Below are 20,551 nucleotides of genomic sequence, written 5' to 3'. Positions count from 1 at the left end.
AGACGCATGACAATAGTCTAAGTTGCATGCATTCTCTGATTCAACCTATTATACAGCGAGTTGAAAGATACGTAAACGAAAAAAGATTAGGATATTTTGAATTCAAGAAATTCTTTTTCCAGGCACGTGATAATCGCCTGTCCATTCGTCATTTCGTTGACCCAATCGATAAATTTGCTTTCTTGTTCGACCGGAACGTAGACCAATAATTCGACTCCTTCAGTGTATAGAATTTCCTTTAAAGGAAATTCGGATTGGCGAATTTCATTTTCCATTTTTCCTAACCATGTATAGTCTACATGGACGTTCATTAAGCAATGAAGCCGTCGTTCAACGACTCCGGATGCGGCAATTGCTTCTGTTGTCGCTTTTCCATACGCTCGGATCAATCCGCCTCCGCCGAGTTTTATGCCGCCGAAATAGCGGGTGACGACAACGACCGTATCTTTCAAGCCTTGTTTTTTTAAAACTTCCAGCATTGGAACACCTGCAGTGCCGCTTGGTTCACCGTCATCATTTGCCTTCTGGATTGAATCGTGTTCACCGATCATGTATGCTGAACAATTATGGTTAGCGTTTTTATGTTTTGCTTTGATGGAATCAATGAATTCCAAAGCTTCTTTTTCAGTTTCTGCTCTTTTTGCATGAGCTATAAAACGTGACTTTTGTATGATAATTTCCGTTTCTTTTCCATTCCCGATAGTTTTGTAATTTTCTCGCATTTTAGAGCCTCCTGGTGTAAAATGTAATCAGATAATTTGTAATGTGTTTTTAACATGGCCTTGCTTATAAAGTGATATACTTATTACAGCTGTGGCAGGCATAAAGGTGCAAGTAATTTTCTTCTATGTATAGTTTAGTATAGCTAAGGCGGTTTTAGAATGGCTAAAAAATTCGATGTGAAAGCATTAGACTCCATTTTTGATGAAGTGATGGAAAAAATGGAACGTTCCAAACAGGATATTTTCGTCATCAGTGAACAAAGTCGCCAAAGTTATGAAGATATGAAAAATGAACTTGAAGAAGTGCGATCGAATATTGCACGTGTGATAAAGACGGGAGATCTTTTGGAAGAAAAGACCCGAGCTGCTCGCAGGAGGCTTGCCGAAGTTTCTCAATTCTTTAACTCATTCACAGAAAGCCAAGTCAGGCAAGCTTACGAACAGGCTAATGAACTTCAAGTCAAGTTGTCAATCAATCGTTCTGAAGAAAAACAGTATCGCCAAAAACGCGATAGCTTGCAGCGGCGCCTGCAGTCCCTCCTTCAGACAATTGAGCGAGCTGAATATCTGGTCAACCGTTTGAACGTTACGATGAATTATCTAACTTCAGATCATGAAAAAGTTGATGAAGCACAAGACAGTGTAAAGCTAAAGCAAGATTATAGCCTTCGGATCATCGAAGCGCAAGAAGAAGAGCGAAAGCGCTTGTCACGGGAAATCCATGACGGGCCAGCTCAGATGATGGCAAATGTGCTTTTGCGTTCAGATTTGATTGACAGGACATTTCGTGAAAAAGGGCCGGAACTGGCATTCCAGGAAATTACCTCATTAAAAGAAATGGTAAGGGATGCCCTAACTGAAGTAAGGCGAATCATTTATGATCTTCGCCCGATGGCTTTAGATGATTTGGGATTAGTTCCTACATTAAAAAAGTATATTGATACCACTGAAGAGTATAACAAAGGAACACGTATGAATTTCCAGTCAACAGGAAAGGAAGTGCGGCTTCCGAGCAATTACGAAACGGCTATTTTCCGATTGGTTCAAGAAGCGATTACCAATGCGGTTCGTCACGGGAAAGCTTCAGAAATTGAAGTCAATGTGGAATGGCTGGAAAAACAAGTGACCATCATCGTAAAAGACAATGGTTCCGGATTCGATAAAAGCATCGTAAAGAGCCAGTCATTTGGATTGATGGGCATGAAAGAGCGGATCGAATTGATAAATGGGGATTTTATCATCAATTCTTCACCTGGCAATGGTACAGTACTGATGTTTATTATTCCATTAACACTAGACAGTTAAGATACGGTATTCGAGGAGGACAACATAATGACAAAAATTATTATTATCGACGATCACCAACTCTTCCGTGAAGGCGTTAAGCGGATTCTTGATTTTGAAGATTCGTTTGAAGTTGTAGCAGAAGGTGGAGATGGAACAGAAGTCGTCAAATTGTATGAAGAATATAAACCCGATGTGGTCTTGATGGATATCAATATGCCACAAAAAAATGGGGTAGAGGCAACAGGCGAGTTGATCGAGAATTTCCCTGATGCGAAAGTCATTATGCTGTCAATTCACGATGATGAGTCTTACGTTACGCATGCATTAAAGACAGGTGCTCTTGGCTATATGCTGAAGGAAATGGATGCAGAGGCGATTATTCAAGCCATTAAAGTTGTGGCAAAAGGCGGATCTTATTTGCACCCGAAAGTAACACGCAATTTGGTGATGGAATTCCGTCGCTTGAGCGAGCGTGAAAACAAAGGTTCGTTCCATCAAACAGAAATTCGCCGTCCGTATCATCTATTGACGAAGCGTGAAAGTGAAGTCTTGCAATTATTGACAGATGGACAAAGCAACCGTGTAATTGGCGAAACCCTATTTATTTCTGAGAAAACTGTGAAAAACCACGTTTCCAGCATTCTTCAGAAAATGCAAGTAAATGACCGTACACAAGCCGTCGTTACCGCCATTAAAAATGGCTGGGTTGAAGTACGCTAACTGAAAATATGATAAACCCGCAGCTATGATGCGGGTTTTTTCTTTTGGTCCAGTCTGATACGGCTGTTTCCGCTTTTCCGTGTCCAGCTCCGCCGCCTAGCCGCTCGAGGTCGCTTCAGCCTTATCTGCAATGGCAAAGACCGCCATTTCCGAAAAGGCTTCCAGCGCTGGTCGCGGCTCGCAAGGCGGCTCCGCTTTTCTGTGTCCAGACTCCAACAGCCAAGTTCTCAGGTCATAAGCCGCATCGCCTGTGCGGCAAAGACCGCCGCTTCGGCAATTCGTCTTATGCCCGTCGAACTTATACGGCTGTTTCCGCTTTTCCATGTCCAGCTCCGCCGCCTAGCCGCTCGAGGTCGCTTCAGCCTTATCTGCAATGGCAAAGACCGCCATTTCCGAAAAGGCTTCCAGCGCTGGTCGCGGCTCGCAAGGCGGCTCCGCTTTTCTGTGTCCAGACTCCAACAGCCAAGTTCTCAGGTCATAAGCCGCATCGCCTGTGCGGCAAAGACCGCCGCTTCGGCAATTCGTCTTATGCCCGTCGAACTTATACGGCTGTTTCCGCTTTTCTCATTCGACACAGTTTCTTCATTGTATTCTATTCGTGCGTATGGCAAAATGAAGCGCAGGAGGAATGTATGATGAAAAAGATGATTTTGGCCGCAAGTGTGGCTTTATTGCTTGCTGCTTGTTCCGATTCTGAAGAGCCTTCAGTAAACAGCAATACAGCAGATGATGGAAATGTATCAAATGAAAACAATGCTGTGGACCATGGCGTGGAAGATGTAGAAGGTGAAGAAAAGGAAGAAGTCGGATTTACCTTGAATGATAAAGGCGAAGCGGAAGCTGCCGAAGTTCCAGAAGCCGAAGCAGAAAAGATTTTAGCTGCCTATCAAGAATACATCGATGCTTTTAATGCGGAAGATGTCGATCGGTATATGGAAGTGATTGCAAAGGAACCGGACGGTTTTGATAGAGAAGAAGATCGCGCCGCGTTGACAGAAGCTTTTACAAATTTTGATACAACCTATAAGCCAAGCAATGAAACCATTGTTGAATATGAAGAGAACCGGGCAGAAGTTTATGCTCAGATCGAAGTGACGATGGCAGAACCGAATTCGGATAAATCTGCAAAGCAATCAGGACGGCAAGTGGTAGTCTTTAAAAATGAAGATGGCGCTTGGAAAGTTACTAGCCTGCATTTTATCGGAAACCAATAATAAGCTTCCCGGAAATTTCGGGAAGTTTTTATTTTTTGGCTGAAAGTTTCTGAACTTAGCGCAGATCGCAAAAATATTTAGTTTAACTTAAGGGTTATTTTTAATGCATTATTTGGTAAACTGGCAATGGAGGCTGATTAGTATGAGAACAGCGATAGTAACAGACAGTACGGCATACATACCCGAAGAAATCCGCAAAGCTGAAAATATTCATATGGTTCCGCTTCAAGTGACTTTTGGAAATGAATCGTTGGCTGAAGAGGAAGAACTGCATGTGGATGAGTTTTATAAGAAAGCGGTAGAAGAATTACCTAAAACTTCACAGCCGCCGCTTGGTGAGTTTGTCACGAAGTATCAAGAACTTGCAAAAGAATACGATGAAATCGTTTCTATCCATTTATCGAGTGGCATCAGCGGAACTTTCCACGGGGCTCAACAAGCCAATGAACTAGTCAAAGATGTGGAAGTTTTTGCTTTTGATACAGAAATCTCCTGTGCAATGCAAGGCTTCTATGCATTGAAAGCGGCTGAGTTGTCTCGAGCAGGAGCGGACGGAGCAACAATCATTCAGGCATTGGAAGAAATGAAAAAGACGATGCGTGCTTATTTTATGGTAGAAGACCTTAATCATTTGCGAAGAGGCGGAAGGCTTTCAAATGCGCAAGCCATCGTTGGCGGTCTGCTGCAAATTAAGCCGCTATTGCATTTTCAGGACAAATTAATCGTACCGTTTGAAAAAATCCGGACGCGGAAAAAAGCGATGAAGCGAATCGAAGATATGCTCGGTGAAGACGTGGAAGCTGGAGTGCCTCTTAAAGCGGCTATTATCCATGCCAACCGTCCGGAAGATGCACAGAAATGGTACGAGGAATTGCACGAGAAGTACCCGGAAGTAGAATTCGTTATTTCCTATTTCGGTCCTGTTATTGGAACACATTTAGGAGAAGGCTCAATGGGGCTTGGCTGGGTAAGAAAATAACCGGCCAAGGTCCTTTTTTAAAAAAAGGGGGCAATTTATGAAAGAAGTAGAAGACTTTTTAACCGGTAAAGTTTGGCTGAAAGAATTCACGCCATTTTCCCAAATTGAAATCGATCAAGCCATTTCACAAGGGTTTATAACACGCATTTCAGGCATTACTGATAAACAGGAATGCAGCAGATGCTTAGAAAAATCGGTAAACCTGACTTCTTTTTATTGTGAAAAATGCGAAGGCGCCTGTTTGTATTGCCGCCACTGCCTCAAAATGGGCCGTATCAGTTCTTGTACGGAGCTGATTACTTGGACGACCCCATCTCCTAGACCCCTGAAAACCCACTCGTTTCAATGGAGTGGACACCTAACTCCTTCACAAAATTTAGCTTCCCAGCAAGTGATTGAAAGTCTTCAAATCAACCGATCTCACCTTATCTACGCGGTATGCGGCGCCGGAAAAACAGAAGTGCTTTTCGCTCCTCTCTATGAAGCCCTTAAGACAGGCAAACGGGTTTGCATTGCAGCTCCGAGGACAGATGTTGTCCTTGAATTGTCTCCGCGTATTCGCGCGGTCTTTCCGGATACCGTCATCCATACGCTTTACGGCGGTTCGCCGGCTGAAGCAGGATTCGCTGAAATTGTCATTGCCACTACCCATCAACTTTTCCGTTTTCAAAATGCATTTGATCTGATAATAGTGGATGAAGCAGACGCCTTTCCATATTCGATGGATCCGGCCTTAAAAAGAGCAGTTATGAAAGCGAAAAAACACGAAGCGCCGGTTGTCTACGTTTCTGCCACACCGTCTGCCCAGTTAATCAAGGAGACACCGGGCCGTTCAGAGATCTTTAGGCGATATCATGGCCAGCCTTTGCCGGTACCCAGGTTCGATTCGCTTTGGAACTATAAAAAGCGGTTGAGAAAAAACAGCATCCCTAAAAAGCTGGAAACTTGGATTCGTTTAAGGCTTTCCTGGCAAGAACCATTTCTGTTATTTTTCCCAACGATTGAATTGATTGAAGAAAGCATCGCTTTATTTAAACAATTGGACTCTGCTATTGAAGCTGTACATTCCAAAGATCCCAATCGAAAAGAGAAGGTGATGGGCTTGCGGCAAGGAAAAGTTCCTGGACTGGTAACATCCACGATATTGGAGCGGGGCATTACGGTGCCGAATGTTCAAGTGGCGGTTATCGGAGCTGATGAAGGAATTTTCGATGCAGCGGCTTTGATCCAAATTTCCGGAAGAGCGGGAAGGGCAGCCGACTTTCCAACAGGGGATGTTGTCTTTTTCCATAATGGAATAACTAGGCAAATGGATAGAGCCAAAAATACAATAATCGCTTATAATAGAAAGACCATTTCATGAATTGCCTCCTATGCAGCAGGAAGCTGCCCGTGCCGGCAACATGGAGAAGTTTGTTTATGAATGACTTAAACGAAGCAGTTTGTATAAAATGCAAAGCGGAATTTGAAATCATCACAGGCAGCACTTGTTTATATTGCGATGCGCCCGGGGAAGGTGTTTGTGCAGATTGCCTGTATTGGGAGCGGACGGAGTATGCTGGATTGATCATAAAAGGGCAAAGCTTATATCGATACAATGATGCGATGCAGAATTATTTCCATCAATATAAATTTTTGCAGGATGTGATTCTATCCGAAGTTTTTGCAAAAGAAGTGCAGCACGCATTAGCTAAATCGAACGCTGTGATTGTTCCAATTCCCATGAATCCGAAAAAATTGAAAGAGCGGACCTTTGCCCAAGTGGACTCGATGCTGGAGTCAGCGAGGCTTCCGTACAAACATTTATTGCTAAAGAACGAAGATGTCCAAGGAAAAAAAACGAAAGCAGAAAGAATCGCCTCTGCTCCATTATTCCAGTGGAATGGGGAAACGGTTCCGAAAAAGATTATTTTAGTCGATGATCTCTATACAACAGGGACTACGATGCGCCATGCGGCAAAAGTTTTAAAAGATGCAGGTGCGGATGAAATCGAATTGTTTTGCTTGATTCGCGGTTAAAGGGAATTCAAAAACATTTTGGAGGGATGCAAATGTTTTACAATAGACAGGAACATTATCGGTATGCGTTTGGCCATCCGCAAGAATTGATCATCCATTTAAATGAGCCGGGAGAAACGTCTGAGCATTATGGACTTTTGCTTGATGTCTCTCCGCGAGGCGGAAAATTCTTCTTAGAGAAGGAATTAGATGGGATTAAGGAAGAAATCGATGTCGAGTTCACTTTAAACCATGAAAAAATTTATTTAAAAGCCATCCTTTTATGGAAAGAAAGCACGACAGAAGGCTGGATGTATGGCATGGAATTCCACAAAGATCCGATCAAAGAAATGCTCATCAACAATGAATTAAAAGCATATTTGGAATTTGAATAAAACTGCCGGGCGCCTAACAAACGCCCGGCAGTTTTATTTTAATGTTCATAAATCATTTTTCTGGTCATGCCACCGTCGATATTGAGGCATTCGCCGGTAATAAAGGAATTTTCAGGATTGGACAAGAAAAGGCAGGCACGGGCAATGTCACCCGGTTTGCCGACGCGCCCGCTCCAATGCTGCTCGTGGTCAACCTTCCGGAGTTCTTCTTCCCCGGTATGGATCCATCCGGGGGCAATCGAATTTACCCGAATCCCTTTTTCACTTAAAGTAGCTGCCAATGAATGAGTCAGTGCAAAAATCCCGCCTTTTGAAGCGGAGTAAAGCTCGGTATTCGGTTCTGACATAAATGCCCGTGTAGAGGCCATATTGACGATTGAACGGATATCTTCCGTCATATAACGCGCAGCTTCGCGGCTGCAAATGAATACACTTTTTAAATTCGTATTGAGGAGCTCATCCCAATCTTGTTCTTCAATCTCCCAGATAGAGGTGAACTTTGAAACGCCTGCATTATTGATCAGGATATGAATGGCCCCGTAGTCTTTATGGATGTCTGAAAATACTTGGATTACTTCATTGAAATTCCCGACATCGCATTTGCGGAAATCCATTCCCGGCAACTCACTTTCTTGGATATCCAGTCCGATTACCCTTGCCTCTTTCGCTAAAAAATGTTCTGCAATACTTCGGCCAATGCCTTGGGAAGCACCGGTCACTACTACTGTTTTATTTGTAAACATGGCCTTCATCTCCTTGTGATTTACTTTACCTGAATTTAACTTCCTTAAAACTTTTTAGTTTTAAGCAGGAAACTTCAGGGGATATATAGAAATGTAAAGGTAAGCACAAAAGAAGGAGGAGTTCATATGCTTCAATACAATATCAAGGCCGACAATGTCGAAGTAACTCCGGCAGTTCGCGAGTACATCGAAAAGAAAGTGGATAAGATCGAAAGATACTTTCCGGAAGGTACAAACGCGACAGCGATGATTAATTTAAAAGCGCTTAACCACAGCCAAACCAAAGTGGAAATTACAATCCCTATGAAAAATCTCGTATTGCGTGCAGAAGAACGGCACGATGAATTATATGCGGCAGTAGATTTAATCATTGGAAAGCTTGAACGCCAAATCCGAAAATACAAAACGAAAATCAACCGTAAATTCCGCGACCGTGAAGGGATGGGCATGGCGTTCGCTGCAGCTGAACAAGTGACTCAAACTTCAAATGACGCAGAAAACTCTTATACAGATGAAGACGATGAAGATTTGACAATCGTCCGCACAAAGCAATTTGAACTGAAACCTATGGATGAAGAGGAAGCTGTATTGCAAATGAACATGCTTGGGCATACTTTCTTCGTCTTTACAGATGCCGAATCCAATGAAACCAATATCGTTTACAAACGGAAAGATGGCACATATGGTTTGATCGAAACAAGCTCATAATAATAGTCAGAAAGCCTCTCGTTATGAGAGGCTTTTCTTTTATATTGGGGAAAAAAACTATTTTTTTGCTGTTTCTAGTAGTTTAACAGACTGTACAGGAAGTTTGCACGCGGTTGCCTGCAGTGTTAAAATAAGTAGTGAGAATTTTTGCCAAGGACTAAGCGATGTTGATTACTTTAGTTATTAAGGACTAATTCAATTGGAATGAGAATATTAAAGCAAAAGCGATCTGGCTGGACTTGTTATAGCCGGACACTACGCAGGGAGCGGTTATAGATGCTTGGAGTATTAAATAAAGTATTTGACCCGAATAAACGGGACCTAAAAAGATTAGAAAAAACTGCCGATCAGGTCGAGGCCTTGGCTTCGGAATATGCGGCTTTATCAGATGAAGCTTTAAAAGCAAGAACGGAACTATTTATTGAACGGTCTGCCAAAGGTGAATCCTTGGATGATTTATTGCCTGAAGCATTTGCAACAATACGGGAAGCTTCTAAACGAGTGTTGGGCATGTATCCATTCCGTGTTCAGATTATGGGGGCGGCAGCACTTCACGAAGGCAATATCTCTGAGATGAAAACGGGTGAAGGTAAAACTTTGACTTCAACCATGGCGGTTTACCTGAATGCCATTTCAAAAAAAGGCGTTCATGTAGTAACTGTCAACGAATATTTGGCGAGCCGCGATGCAGGTGAAATGGGTCAATTATTCGAGTGGTTGGGACTGACTGTCGGATTAAACTTAAATAGCTTGACGAAAGACGAAAAACGCCAAGCTTATCAAGCGGATATCACATATAGCACGAATAATGAACTTGGTTTTGATTATCTGCGGGATAACATGGTGCTTTACAAAGAAGACATGGTTCAGCGCCCATTAAACTTTGCAGTTATCGATGAAGTCGACTCCATTTTAATCGATGAAGCGCGTACACCATTGATCATTTCCGGCCAGGCGGCGAAAGCGGCGCAATTGTATATGCAAGCAAATGCTTTCTCCCGGATGCTGGTCAAAGATACCGATTATACGTACGATGAAACGACTAAAGGCGTTGTGTTGACAGAAGACGGCATTGAAAAAGTGGAAAAAGCTTTTAATATCGATAACTTATTCGACATTCGCCATGTACGCTTGAATCACGCGATCAACCAATCGTTAAAAGCGCAAGTGACCATGCATAAAGATGTAGATTATGTCGTCCAAGACGGTGAAGTAGTGATTGTCGATCAGTTTACGGGCCGTTTGATGAAAGGGCGCCGCTATTCAGATGGATTGCACCAGGCAATTGAAGCCAAAGAAGGTTTGGAAGTTCAAAATGAATCCATGACCATGGCGACAATTACGTTCCAGAACTTTTTCCGTATGTACGATAAACTTTCTGGTATGACCGGTACGGCTAAAACGGAAGAAGAGGAATTCCGCAATATCTACAATATGAATGTTATTGCGATTCCAACAAATAAACCGATCATCCGTGACGATAGAGTCGATTTGATCTATGCGACAATTGCCGGTAAATATAAGGCGGTTGCAGAAGATATTGCAGAACGCCATGAAAAGGGCCAACCTGTGCTAGTCGGTACAGTAGCAATTGAAACATCTGAAATCATTTCGGATTACCTCTCGAAAAAAGGCATTAAGCATTCCGTGTTAAATGCGAAAAACCATGCGCACGAAGCGGAAATTATTTTAAACGCCGGACAAAAAGGCGCCGTTACGATTGCGACGAACATGGCTGGACGCGGAACTGATATTAAACTGGGTGAAGGTGTAATCGAAGCGGGCGGTTTGGCAGTTCTGGGTACGGAACGCCATGAATCCCGGCGCATCGATAACCAGCTTCGAGGCCGTTCAGGGCGTCAAGGTGATCCGGGTGTTACGCAGTTCTATCTTTCATTAGAAGATGATTTGATGCGCCGTTTCGGTTCGGACGCAATGCGCAATATGATGGGCAAACTGGGAATGGACGATTCACAGCCGCTGCAGTCTAAGATGGTCAACCGCTCAGTCGAGTCTGCTCAAAAACGCGTAGAAGGAAATAACTTCGATGCACGGAAACGTTTGCTTCAATATGACGACGTTTTGCGCCAGCAACGTGAGATTATTTACAAGGAACGGATGGAAGTTCTTGAAACCGATAATATGCGTGCATTAGTAGAGCGCATGCTTGATAGCTCTATTGAACGTATGGTCCATGCGCATACTTCTGAAGAGAACCCTGAAAATTGGAATTACAAATCGCTAGTAGATGTGGCTTCAGCGAATTTATTGCCGGAAAACACCATTACTGTTGATGATTTAAAAGGGAAGACACAAGAGCAGTTGATCGATTTCATCAAAGCGGAGGTTATTAAACGCTATGATGAAAAAGAAGAAGAAATGACTTCTGAACGCATGCGCGAATTTGAAAAAGTTGTATTGCTTCGTTCAATCGATACAAAATGGATCGATCACATCGATGCAATGGACCAATTGCGCCAAGGAATCCACTTGCGTGCATATGGCCAAAATGATCCGCTTCGTGAATACCAAAATGAAGGATTCGCGATGTTCGAGGAAATGGTCTTGTCAATCGAAGAAGATGTTGCGAAATATGCAATGAAAGCGGAAATCCGCAATAATCTTGAACGCGAAGAAGTGGCGAAAGGCCAAGCGGTCAACCCGAAAGAAGACGGACCGGCACCGAAAAAGAAAAAAGCGCCAGTCCGCAATGATATGGCTGTCGGACGCAATGAACCTTGCCCATGCGGCAGCGGTAAAAAGTTCAAAAACTGCCATGGTGCAACAGCTTAAAAAAGCACCGTTCATTCAATAAAGAGCAGTTAAATGATTGAATATAAGCAAGCCACAGGACCGAAGAGCAAATGCTCTTCGGTGTTATTTTGAGGAGGAACATATAATGATGGAATTAGCAGACATCCGAAACGAACTTGACAAATCAGCCAGTAAATTGGCGGACTTTAGGGGGTCTCTTTGACTTAGAAAACAAAGAAGCCAGAATCCAGGAATTGGATGAAATGATGTTGGATCCGAATTTTTGGAATAACCAAGAATCGGCTCAAACGGTCATTTCTGAATTGAATGGATTGAAAGATATTGTGAATACGTATCACCGTTTTACGGAAACACAGGAAAACTTGGAAATGACGCTGGAATTGCTCCGTGAAGAAAACGACGAAGAATTGCACGAAGAAATCAGCGATGAAATGCAAACCTTTAAAAAAGAATTAAGCGATTACGAATTAACGATGCTATTAAGTGAACCGTACGATAAAAACAATGCCATTTTAGAACTGCATCCAGGTGCAGGCGGAACCGAATCACAAGATTGGTGTTCGATGCTTTTGCGCATGTACACGCGCTGGGCTGAAAAACGCGGATTTAAAGTAGAAACGCTTGATTACTTGGCAGGAGATGAAGCAGGAGTAAAATCGGTGACTTTAGGCATCAAAGGGCATAATGCGTATGGCTATTTGAAAGCGGAAAAAGGCGTTCATCGTTTAGTCCGCATTTCCCCATTTGACTCTTCTGGTCGCCGCCATACTTCGTTTGTTTCATGTGAAGTCATGCCGGAATTCACAGGGGAAATCGAAATCGATATCCGTACAGAAGACTTGAAAATTGATACGTACCGGGCAAGCGGTGCAGGCGGGCAGCACATCAACACGACAGATTCTGCTGTCCGAATCACGCACTTGCCGACAGGGGCAGTGGTTACTTGCCAACAAGAACGGTCTCAAATCAAAAACCGCGAAAAAGCGATGCAGATGTTGAAAGCGAAACTCTACGCATTAAAAATCCAGGAGCAGGAAGCACAGCTTCTTGAAATCCGCGGAGAACAAAAAGAAATCGGCTGGGGCAGCCAGATTCGCTCATACGTTTTCCATCCTTATTCGATGGTCAAAGACCACCGTACAAATTACGAAACCGGGAACCTGCAAGCTGTAATGGATGGCGATATCGATGGCTTCATCAACTCACTGCTGCGTTCTAAAATGCAGTAAGAAAAGCGGAGCCGCCTTTTATCACTGCGACTTAAAGAAAATCCAGCATAATTATAATGAAGCCTCCACCACGCAACATATGCGTAGTGGAGGTTTTTCTCTTTACCTTGATGAAGTTCACAATTGGCTGGAGCTTTGTTATACTCTGACAGGGTTGAACTCGAGATTAGGTAGGAATGAGGAAAGTTTAATGGGTAAAAAAAATCAACGAAATAGAAAAGAGCCGCATCCAATTCTTAGTGTAATTTTAGAATATGCCAGTGTCATTTTGGGATCGGCCATTGTAGCAATTTCTTTTAATGTATTCTTGCTGCCGAATGAAGTGGCGTCAGGGGGAGTCAGCGGGATCAGTACCATTTTAAAAGGTGTTTTCGATTGGAAGCCGGCCTTTGTGCAATGGGCATTTAATATTCCTCTTTTTATCGCCGGCGTCATTTTGCTCGGCAAGAATTTTGGTTTGAAAACAGCGGTGGGAACCATCTTCCTTCCATTCGTTGTCTTCATGACGGAATCATGGGAGCCTTGGACGATGAATCCATTGCTCGGATCTTTGTTTGGCGGAATCATGGTAGGGCTAGGACTGGGGATTGTCTTTCGCGGACAAGCTTCTACAGGCGGAACTGATTTAGCCGCTCAAATTATTACAAAGTATACCGGTTTGACGCTCGGGACAAGCGTTGCGTTAATTGATGGACTGATCGTGCTTGCGGCTGCTTTGGTCTTCGATATTGAAAAAGGGTTATATGCATTGATCGGCTTATACGTAACAACCAAGACAATCGATTTAGTCCAAGTCGGATTTGGAAGATCGAAATTAGTTTATATCATTACGAATAAACAGGCAGAAATCCGAGACGCTATTTATGAAGAAATCGATCGCGGCGTTACAAAGTTATCGGCTACTGGAGGATATACGGAAGCAGAAAAGCCGATGATCATGGTCGTTGTCCATCAGACGGAGTTTACGCGCCTAAAGAACTTGGTGAAAATTATTGATCCGACAGCTTTTGTTATCGTGTCAGATGCTGCAGAGGTTCTTGGAGAAGGTTTCAAACGGGCATAACTTTGGTATACTCTAGTAGGTAGGTAAAATAGCGAGGAGGTACCCAGTATGAAAAAGCAATTAATGGCTTTATTATTTGGTTCAGCACTGGTTCTTGGTGCTTGCGGCGGAGGAGAAGAATCAAGTGAGCCAGCAGAAACGCCAGACAGCGGCAGCTCAGAAGAATCTTCAGTGGATCCCGAGCAAGTTGTACAACAAAATTGCATCTCTTGCCATGGTGAAAACTTGGAAGGCGCAGGCAATTTCCCGGCTTTGAATGACGTCGGTGCACGGTTATCAGAAGAAGAAATTCGTGGAGTTATCGATAACGGCCAAGGTGCTATGCCACCGGATATCATTGAAGGCGAAGAAGCAGATGCAGTTGCAAAATGGTTATCAGAGAAGAAATGAACCGGCTGAAAAGCCGGTTTTTTCTATTTCACAAAAATGTCACAAATATCTTTCAATGCAAAAATGCAATAAAATTAAGTAAAATGATACTATTTTGATGTGTAATTCTTGAAAAAGGCATTACTATTAAACCATAAAATATTTCATATTGAATTTTAATTGATACATAAATGTAATAAAAAAAGAGGTTTAAGGTGTTATAATGAGTCTGCTAGAAATTTTCAGGTGAACTTAAGGTTTAGGGAAACTCTTAATATATATAGGTGGTTAGTAAATGATTCAAATGAGAAATGTCTACAAAAAGTATCCGAACGGCATTGTGGCACTTAACGGAATGAACGTTGAGATCGACCAAGGTGAATTCGTATATGTAGTAGGTCCGAGTGGAGCGGGGAAATCGACATTTATCAAGATGATGTATCGGGAAGAACGTCCAACCTCTGGCCAAATGTTCGTAGACGGCATTGATATTGCTACATTAAAGAACTCGAAAGTACCGTTGCTTCGCCGCCAGATCGGCGTCGTCTTCCAGGATTTTAAATTGCTTCCTAAATTGAACGTATACGAAAACGTAGCGTTTGCGCTAGAAGTAATAGAAGAAAAACCGGAAGAGATTCGCAAGCGTGTATTAAAAGTCTTGGATTTAGTAGGTTTAAAACATAAAGCACGAATGTTTCCAACAGAATTATCGGGTGGGGAGCAGCAGCGGGTGTCAATCGCGCGTTCAATCGTCAATAAACCGAAAGTGGTTATTGCAGATGAGCCTACTGGAAATTTAGATCCTGAAACTTCATGGGATATCATGAGATTATTTGAACAGATCAATAAAAGCGGTACAACAATCTTGATGGCGACCCATAACCGGGAAATCGTTAACTCAATGAGACACCGCGTTATCGCCATTGAAGGCGGATTGATCGTCAGAGACGTAGCCGGAGGTGATTACGGCTATGAAGGCTAGAACATTAGGACGCCATTTTCGTGAAAGCTTAAAAAGCCTTGGTCGGAATGGCTGGATGACCTTTGCATCAGTAAGTGCTGTAACAGTTACGTTACTGCTTGTCGGTGTTTTTGTTTTGATCATGATGAACTTGAACAAAATAGCGGATGATGTAGAAAACGACGTAGAAATGAAAGTATTTATCGCATTAGAGACCGGTCAAGAAGATATTGATCGGCTAGAAAATGAAATCAGTGTTTTGCCAGGGGTTGAATCGGTAGAATTCTCTCCTAAAGAAGAAGAATTGACAGACCTCATCCTTAACTTTGGAGATGATTTTAGCCTTTACGAACAAAACAATCCTCTATTTGATGTTTTTTATGTGAAGTCAATTGATCCACAGCAGACTGAAAAAGTCGCAGGTGAAATTTCTAAGATTGAACTAATCGAAAAAGTGGAATTTGGAGCAGGTAAGATTGAGAAACTATTCAATGTCTTGAATACTGGCCGCAATGTTGGTCTAGTATTAATTCTTGCATTGTTGTTCACAGCAATGTTCTTGATCTCCAATACAATCCGAATCACGATCGTTGCAAGACGCCATGAAATCGAAATTATGAAATTAGTGGGTGCGACTAACTGGTTTGTACGAATCCCATTCATTTTAGAAGGTATGTGGCTAGGGTTATTAGGATCGATTATTCCGATTGGCCTGGTTGCTGCGTTGTACTATAACGTTACTGTTTATGCAGAACCAAGATTGAAAAACGAAATATTCCAGCTATTGGAATTCTCTCCATTCATCTATCAAGTGAGCGCATTAATCTTATTGATGGGCATATTTATAGGAATCTGGGGAAGCTTTATGTCAATACGTAAATTCTTGCGTGTTTAAGACAGAGAGAAAAGAACGTAAATCCGAAAGGGGAACACGAACTTGAAGTCGAAGTCGAAATGGATGTTGACTGGGTTATCTTCTATACTTGCTGTATCGCTAATCATGCCTACAGCCAGTGCAGATAAACTAAGTGAATTAGAACAAAAACAGCAAGAAGCACAACAAAAACAAAGCGAATTGAATTCAGGGATCAACAAAAAGTCTGAAGCGATCTCAGTGAATCAATCCGAATTAGAAAAAATTATGGCGCAGATTCAAGAATTGAATGGAAAAATTCAAGAAACTGAAGCGAAGATTGCAAGCGTCGAAGGCGAAATCAATGTTACTAAAGAAGAAATCGAAGAATTAAAAGCTTCTATTGAAGAACTTGAGCGCAAAATTGCAGAAAGAACCGAGTTGCTGCAAGAACGTGCACGTGCGATTCAATTAAGCGGAGGATCAGTAGATTACATAGATGTACTGCTAGGTGCTAACAGCTTTATCGATTTCATTGACCGTTTTTCTGCCGTGAATACATTGATCGACGCTGACCGCAAAATCATGCGGGAACAAGCGGAAGACAAACAACTTCTAGCTGAACAGAAAGCGGAAGTTGAAACAAAACTTGCTCAACAAGAAGAGCGCCGAGCTGAACTGGTTTCTTTGAAATCATCTTTGGATGAACAAAAGGCGAAGCAAAAAGGATTAGTTAAAAAGCTTGAAGCTGAACAAAAACGTTTGGCTAACGAGAAAGCGAAACTAGAAAAGCAGCGCGAAGAAACTATTGATGTCAGCGCAGATTTGGAAAAGCAAATTGCAGCTGAACAAGCACGACTTGCTGAATTAGCGCGCAAAGCTGAAGAAGAGCGCCAACGCAAACTAGCTGCTGAACGAGCAGCACAAGAAAAAGCAGCTGCTGAAGCTAGAGCGGCGGCAGCACGCAAAGCGGCTGCGAGTGCGAAGTCATCTAATGCGGCTGCACCAGCAGCGCCTGCATATTCGCCGCCAGCAGCACAGCCCGCAAGAAGTTCAGGGTTCATCAATCCGACTTCGGGCCGTTATACATCTAAGTTTGGCTGGAGAGATATCGGTTCAGGACCTGAGTTCCACCAAGGCGTAGATATTGCAAATAGTGTTGGAACGAATATTAAGGCTTCTGCTAATGGATTTGTTTCATATGCCGGTTCAATGGGCGGGTATGGGAATGTAATTATCATTACCCATTCTCTGAATGGACAAACCCACGCTACTGTTTATGCACACTTGAGTTCAATTGGCGTATCAGTCGGCCAATCTGTTTCACAAGGTCAGAGCATCGGTGCAATGGGTAATACAGGCCGTTCATTCGGATCGCATCTGCATTTTGAAATCCATGTAGGTCCATGGAATGGCGCACGCACGAATGCAGTCAATCCTGCAAATTACATCTCACTTTAATACCAAAGCCGGCATCGTCAACTGATGCCGGCTTTTTACTATGCCCGAATAATTTAAATTATAGAGACAGAAGTGGAATAACGGGGTCAATTTATCGTATGATGAAAGATGAATGAGGTGACTTGTAAATGTCTAAAAAAATGATTGGATTACTGCTCATTGCTTGCATGATTGGAATTGCAGTTGCAGGAATCGTAAAATCGAATCTTGAAAATAAAGATGAATTTGATAATTTGGCTCTAGGCAGCGATGTCGATTTTCTTCCGACGGATGAAGGATTGGCCAAAGGAGAATTGTCTCCGGATTTTGAACTTACAACTTTAGAAGGCGAAAAAGTAAAACTTTCTGATTATCAAGGGAAAAAAGTTATCTTGAATTTTTGGGCAACTTGGTGCCCTCCGTGCAGAGCGGAAATGCCGCACATGCAAAACTATTTTGAAGAGCATGCAGCTGGCAATAATGTCGAAATTTTAGCAGTGAATTTAACGACTGAAGATCGAGGTATTGATAAAGTCCAAAATTTTGTGAAGGAATATGAACTCACATTTCCGATCCCGATGGATAAGAAAGGGGATATAGGCACGCTATATCAAGCGGTGACCATCCCTACTTCATACATGATTGACACGGAAGGAAGAGTCCAAAATAAAATCGTAGGGCCGATGAATGAAACAATGATGAAAGAAATGATCGCCAATATGGATTAGAGGGGATGCTAAAATGCGCTCAATTGAAACAAAAGCCGTTCACACTTCGACAATGAAAGAACGTTCCATTCAACCAAAAGTGATGCCCGTGTATCAAACTTCCGCTTTCTCTTTTTCTTCATTGGAAGAGTTGGAAGGCTATTATGAAGGAAACGATACGTATCTATATTCCCGCACAGCAAATCCAAACACAGATGCTTTAGGGCAATCTGTTGCAGAAATGGAAGGCGCTCCAAAAGGAATAGCAGCTTCTTCTGGAATGTCTGCCATACTCGCAGGAATGCTTGCCGTAGTAAAGACGGGTGAACATATACTGGCTGCAGAAGATGTCTACGGAGGAACTTTTCATCTTTTAAGAGAAGAATTGGTGCGGATGGGAATCCAAGTGCATTTCGCCGATTTTACAAAAACCGATGAAATGGAACAGGTCCTGATTGATTTTCCGGAAGTTAAATTGATTTTCAGCGAGTCGATTACCAACCCATTCCTGCGTGTAGAAAATCTTCAAGCGTTGGAGCAATTGAAACAGCGCTACGGGGTGAAAGTGATGATTGACAATACTTTTGCAACGCCTTATACGATCACTCCGTACGGCCAAGGGGCAAACCTTATTGCGCATAGTGCAACGAAATATATAGGCGGGCATAGTGATGTCACGGCAGGTGTCCTTGTAGGGGACGCAGATTTAATCGATGAAGCAGAAAAACGAGTGGTTAATTTAGGATTGAACTTGAGCCCTTTTGAAGCTTGGCTGACTCTTCGGGGCCTCAAAACGCTCGCGGTGCGAATGAAAGCACAAACGGAAAATGCCCAAGCCATTGCAGAATTCCTGCAAGGAAAAGCGAGAGTTTGGTATCCCGGGAAAGGCGCAATCGTCACGTTCGAGTTGAAGGAAGATATGGATATCTCTAAATTTTTTTCTTCTTTAGGGTGGATTAAAATTGTTCCTACACTGGCTGGAGTGGAAACGACTGTTTCTTACCCAGATGGCACCTCACACAGAGCTTTAACGGAGGAAGAAAAACAGAAGATCGGTATTACTCCGCAAGTCGTTCGCCTGTCCGCAGGAATTGAAGGGAAAGAAGATCTTTTAAAGCAATTAGAGGAAGCTTTCCGTTAACCGAAAAAATCTACAGAAACATCGTGTTCTTTGGTACAATGGAAAGAAACGACAGTGCACGTGATAGGATGGTGTGAAGAAGTGATAATGGATGCGTTACTGGACATAGGAAGATTTTTTATCAACCCTGCTTTTTACATAGCACTGTTGACAGCAGTTCTGTTAGGATATTTCCGTGTCAAAAGAGAACGGAAGATGTTTCGGACACGCATCGTTTGGGGATGGACTGAATTTTCAGGGCTGTTAAAAGATGGTGCGGTCTTTATCTTAATTTATTCCTTGGTTTTTTGTGCGCTTGGATTGGTCGTTCCGCTCGAATGGCTAGTAGCACTTAGCCTCGTCAGCATCCTAATGATGGTTACAGGGTTTTTCTACCTCGGTTCATTTGTTTATATAGCATTAGCGGCTGTTGTTTTTGGCTGGCTGTTTAAACGCAATGGCTGGACCATCGATTTTGGGATTTTTGAATATGGAGGCTATTACCTCGATTGGGGCTGGCTGGTGCCTGTGGGATTGATCGCTGGGGCATTTGTTATAGCCGAAGGGATTCTTATCTCGAAAAAAGGGGCAAGTTCGGCTTCTCCTCGCCGCGAGAATACCTCGCGCGGGTTGATGGCAGCTGTCTATGACGTTAAACGCTTATGGCTGATCCCGGTGCTGGTTGTTGTGCCAGGCAGCTTACTGGATGCTTATGCACCTTATTGGCCGCAGTTTACAATCGGGCAAAGCTCTTTTTCGTTTATGTTAGTCCCTTTTATTTTAGCGTTCCAGAACCGCTCAAGAAGAACGATGCCGATTTATCTATTGCCGAAAATCGGGGGACTTACTTGGAAATTAGGAATCGCCATCATCGTACTGGCACTCGGTTCATTTTTATGGGAACCGATGGCATTCGTGGCATTGGTGGCAGGTGCAGCAGGACGTTTGGCAATTACGCTATTCTTTGAAATCAAAGAGCGCCAAGGAAACCATGCAGTGACGCCGCAGCCGATGGGGGTCATGATAGTGGATGTCCTGCCGGATTCTCCAGCGGATAAAATGGGTCTGTTAAAAGGAGAAGTCATCCGAAAAGTAAATGGCTTGTCCGTTTCAAATGAAACCGAACTCTATGAAGCGATCCAAGTGAATGCGGCACATTGCCGGTTGGAAGTTTTAGACCATAACCGGGAAGTCCGATTGCGCCAGCATGTCATTTTCCGTCACGATCACCACCGTTTAGGATTAATTGTGGTCAACTAAGGAGAATT

The 20,551-nt window shown here is 42.9% G+C and carries 20 protein-coding genes; 18 read left to right on the top strand and 2 right to left on the bottom strand.

The window, feature by feature from the left end; translation table 11 throughout:
* Positions 1-86: 86 nt before the first annotated feature.
* Complete coding sequence (locus tag NFU07_RS04115; protein WP_251475118.1) at positions 87-722, bottom strand: YigZ family protein; 636 nt, start codon at positions 720-722, stop codon at positions 87-89.
* Positions 723-881: 159 nt separating this feature from the next.
* Between NFU07_RS04115 and NFU07_RS04110 the strand changes: the two genes are divergently transcribed.
* From NFU07_RS04110 to NFU07_RS04080, 7 genes are all read left to right on the top strand, one after another.
* Positions 882-2,027 (top strand): sensor histidine kinase, encoded by a 1,146-nt coding sequence (locus NFU07_RS04110; RefSeq protein ID WP_251475115.1) that lies wholly within the window; start codon positions 882-884, stop codon positions 2,025-2,027.
* Between the two features lie 27 nt (positions 2,028-2,054).
* Positions 2,055-2,729 (top strand): response regulator, encoded by a 675-nt coding sequence (locus tag NFU07_RS04105; RefSeq protein WP_052650931.1) that lies wholly within the window; start codon positions 2,055-2,057, stop codon positions 2,727-2,729.
* Between the two features lie 44 nt (positions 2,730-2,773).
* Positions 2,774-3,943 carry a nuclear transport factor 2 family protein gene (locus tag NFU07_RS04100; protein ID WP_251475112.1) on the top strand — a complete coding sequence of 390 codons (1,170 nt, stop codon included), beginning with the start codon at positions 2,774-2,776 and terminating at the stop codon, positions 3,941-3,943.
* 142 nt (positions 3,944-4,085) lie between these two features.
* On the top strand, positions 4,086-4,922 hold the full coding sequence (locus NFU07_RS04095) for a DegV family protein (RefSeq protein ID WP_251475109.1): 837 nt from the start codon (positions 4,086-4,088) through the stop codon (positions 4,920-4,922).
* 37 nt (positions 4,923-4,959) lie between these two features.
* Complete coding sequence (locus NFU07_RS04090; RefSeq protein WP_251475106.1) at positions 4,960-6,285, top strand: ATP-dependent helicase ComFA; 1,326 nt, start codon at positions 4,960-4,962, stop codon at positions 6,283-6,285.
* Positions 6,286-6,341: 56 nt separating this feature from the next.
* Complete coding sequence (locus NFU07_RS04085) at positions 6,342-6,941, top strand: ComF family protein (RefSeq protein WP_251475103.1); 600 nt, start codon at positions 6,342-6,344, stop codon at positions 6,939-6,941.
* Between the two features lie 32 nt (positions 6,942-6,973).
* On the top strand, positions 6,974-7,315 hold the full coding sequence (locus NFU07_RS04080) for a PilZ domain-containing protein (RefSeq protein ID WP_251475100.1): 342 nt from the start codon (positions 6,974-6,976) through the stop codon (positions 7,313-7,315).
* A 38-nt stretch (positions 7,316-7,353) separates the two neighbouring features.
* Here NFU07_RS04080 and NFU07_RS04075 read toward each other — a convergent pair whose 3' ends face one another.
* Positions 7,354-8,058, bottom strand: a complete 705-nt coding sequence (locus NFU07_RS04075) for an SDR family NAD(P)-dependent oxidoreductase (protein ID WP_251475097.1) — start codon at positions 8,056-8,058, stop codon at positions 7,354-7,356.
* A 126-nt stretch (positions 8,059-8,184) separates the two neighbouring features.
* Between NFU07_RS04075 and hpf the strand changes: the two genes are divergently transcribed.
* The 11 genes from hpf (at position 8,185) to NFU07_RS04020 (ending at position 20,543) form a co-directional block, all read left to right on the top strand.
* Positions 8,185-8,766 carry a ribosome hibernation-promoting factor, HPF/YfiA family gene (gene hpf / locus NFU07_RS04070; protein WP_251475094.1) on the top strand — a complete coding sequence of 194 codons (582 nt, stop codon included), beginning with the start codon at positions 8,185-8,187 and terminating at the stop codon, positions 8,764-8,766.
* 276 nt (positions 8,767-9,042) lie between these two features.
* Entirely contained in the window at positions 9,043-11,559 is a 2,517-nt protein-coding gene (gene secA, locus NFU07_RS04065; protein WP_251475092.1) for a preprotein translocase subunit SecA, read from the top strand.
* 109 nt (positions 11,560-11,668) lie between these two features.
* Positions 11,669-12,770 (top strand): peptide chain release factor 2 gene (prfB, locus tag NFU07_RS04060; RefSeq protein ID WP_251477092.1). Its coding sequence is split into 2 segments (ribosomal slippage): positions 11,669-11,740 and positions 11,742-12,770, totalling 1,101 coding nucleotides; the frame shifts between segments, so codons are not numbered across the junction.
* A 190-nt stretch (positions 12,771-12,960) separates the two neighbouring features.
* Positions 12,961-13,833, top strand: a complete 873-nt coding sequence (locus tag NFU07_RS04055; protein ID WP_235196791.1) for a YitT family protein — start codon at positions 12,961-12,963, stop codon at positions 13,831-13,833.
* Positions 13,834-13,881: 48 nt separating this feature from the next.
* On the top strand, positions 13,882-14,223 hold the full coding sequence (cccB, locus tag NFU07_RS04050) for a cytochrome c551 (protein WP_235196790.1): 342 nt from the start codon (positions 13,882-13,884) through the stop codon (positions 14,221-14,223).
* A gap of 274 nt (positions 14,224-14,497) precedes the next feature.
* Positions 14,498-15,184 carry a cell division ATP-binding protein FtsE gene (ftsE, locus tag NFU07_RS04045; RefSeq protein WP_251475090.1) on the top strand — a complete coding sequence of 229 codons (687 nt, stop codon included), beginning with the start codon at positions 14,498-14,500 and terminating at the stop codon, positions 15,182-15,184.
* Entirely contained in the window at positions 15,174-16,058 is an 885-nt protein-coding gene (gene ftsX / locus NFU07_RS04040; RefSeq protein ID WP_251475089.1) for a permease-like cell division protein FtsX, read from the top strand. Before ftsE ends, ftsX begins: the two co-directional genes overlap by 11 nt.
* A 42-nt stretch (positions 16,059-16,100) precedes the next feature.
* Complete coding sequence (locus NFU07_RS04035; RefSeq protein WP_251475077.1) at positions 16,101-17,477, top strand: murein hydrolase activator EnvC family protein; 1,377 nt, start codon at positions 16,101-16,103, stop codon at positions 17,475-17,477.
* Positions 17,478-17,605: 128 nt separating this feature from the next.
* Positions 17,606-18,184, top strand: a complete 579-nt coding sequence (locus NFU07_RS04030; protein WP_251475074.1) for a peroxiredoxin family protein — start codon at positions 17,606-17,608, stop codon at positions 18,182-18,184.
* Between the two features lie 13 nt (positions 18,185-18,197).
* A complete protein-coding gene (locus NFU07_RS04025) occupies positions 18,198-19,304 on the top strand; it encodes a trans-sulfuration enzyme family protein (protein WP_251475072.1) in 1,107 nt (368 codons plus the stop codon).
* 195 nt (positions 19,305-19,499) lie between these two features.
* Complete coding sequence (locus NFU07_RS04020) at positions 19,500-20,543, top strand: PDZ domain-containing protein (RefSeq protein WP_251475070.1); 1,044 nt, start codon at positions 19,500-19,502, stop codon at positions 20,541-20,543.
* The last annotated feature ends 8 nt before the right edge of the window (positions 20,544-20,551 follow it).

Source organism: Planococcus sp. NCCP-2050 (assembly GCF_023708025.1).
Lineage (GTDB): Bacteria > Bacillota > Bacilli > Bacillales_A > Planococcaceae > Planococcus.
The sequence above is the reverse complement of the archived record's forward strand: the minus strand, read 5'-3'. Positions and strand labels throughout refer to the sequence as shown.

Coding starts and splice junctions, on each gene's coding strand:
- NFU07_RS04055 (WP_235196791.1), top strand. CDS start 12,961: ATGGGTAAAAAAAATCAACGAAATAGAAAAGAGCCGCATCCAATTCTT.
- ftsE (WP_251475090.1), top strand. CDS start 14,498: ATGATTCAAATGAGAAATGTCTACAAAAAGTATCCGAACGGCATTGTG.
- NFU07_RS04115 (WP_251475118.1), bottom strand. CDS start 722: ATGCGAGAAAATTACAAAACTATCGGGAATGGAAAAGAAACGGAAATT.
- NFU07_RS04090 (WP_251475106.1), top strand. CDS start 4,960: ATGAAAGAAGTAGAAGACTTTTTAACCGGTAAAGTTTGGCTGAAAGAA.
- NFU07_RS04020 (WP_251475070.1), top strand. CDS start 19,500: ATGTTTCGGACACGCATCGTTTGGGGATGGACTGAATTTTCAGGGCTG.
- NFU07_RS04105 (WP_052650931.1), top strand. CDS start 2,055: ATGACAAAAATTATTATTATCGACGATCACCAACTCTTCCGTGAAGGC.
- hpf (WP_251475094.1), top strand. CDS start 8,185: ATGCTTCAATACAATATCAAGGCCGACAATGTCGAAGTAACTCCGGCA.
- NFU07_RS04075 (WP_251475097.1), bottom strand. CDS start 8,058: ATGTTTACAAATAAAACAGTAGTAGTGACCGGTGCTTCCCAAGGCATT.
- NFU07_RS04085 (WP_251475103.1), top strand. CDS start 6,342: ATGAATGACTTAAACGAAGCAGTTTGTATAAAATGCAAAGCGGAATTT.
- NFU07_RS04030 (WP_251475074.1), top strand. CDS start 17,606: ATGTCTAAAAAAATGATTGGATTACTGCTCATTGCTTGCATGATTGGA.
- ftsX (WP_251475089.1), top strand. CDS start 15,174: ATGAAGGCTAGAACATTAGGACGCCATTTTCGTGAAAGCTTAAAAAGC.
- secA (WP_251475092.1), top strand. CDS start 9,043: ATGCTTGGAGTATTAAATAAAGTATTTGACCCGAATAAACGGGACCTA.
- NFU07_RS04095 (WP_251475109.1), top strand. CDS start 4,086: ATGAGAACAGCGATAGTAACAGACAGTACGGCATACATACCCGAAGAA.
- NFU07_RS04080 (WP_251475100.1), top strand. CDS start 6,974: ATGTTTTACAATAGACAGGAACATTATCGGTATGCGTTTGGCCATCCG.
- NFU07_RS04110 (WP_251475115.1), top strand. CDS start 882: ATGGCTAAAAAATTCGATGTGAAAGCATTAGACTCCATTTTTGATGAA.
- NFU07_RS04025 (WP_251475072.1), top strand. CDS start 18,198: ATGCGCTCAATTGAAACAAAAGCCGTTCACACTTCGACAATGAAAGAA.
- cccB (WP_235196790.1), top strand. CDS start 13,882: ATGAAAAAGCAATTAATGGCTTTATTATTTGGTTCAGCACTGGTTCTT.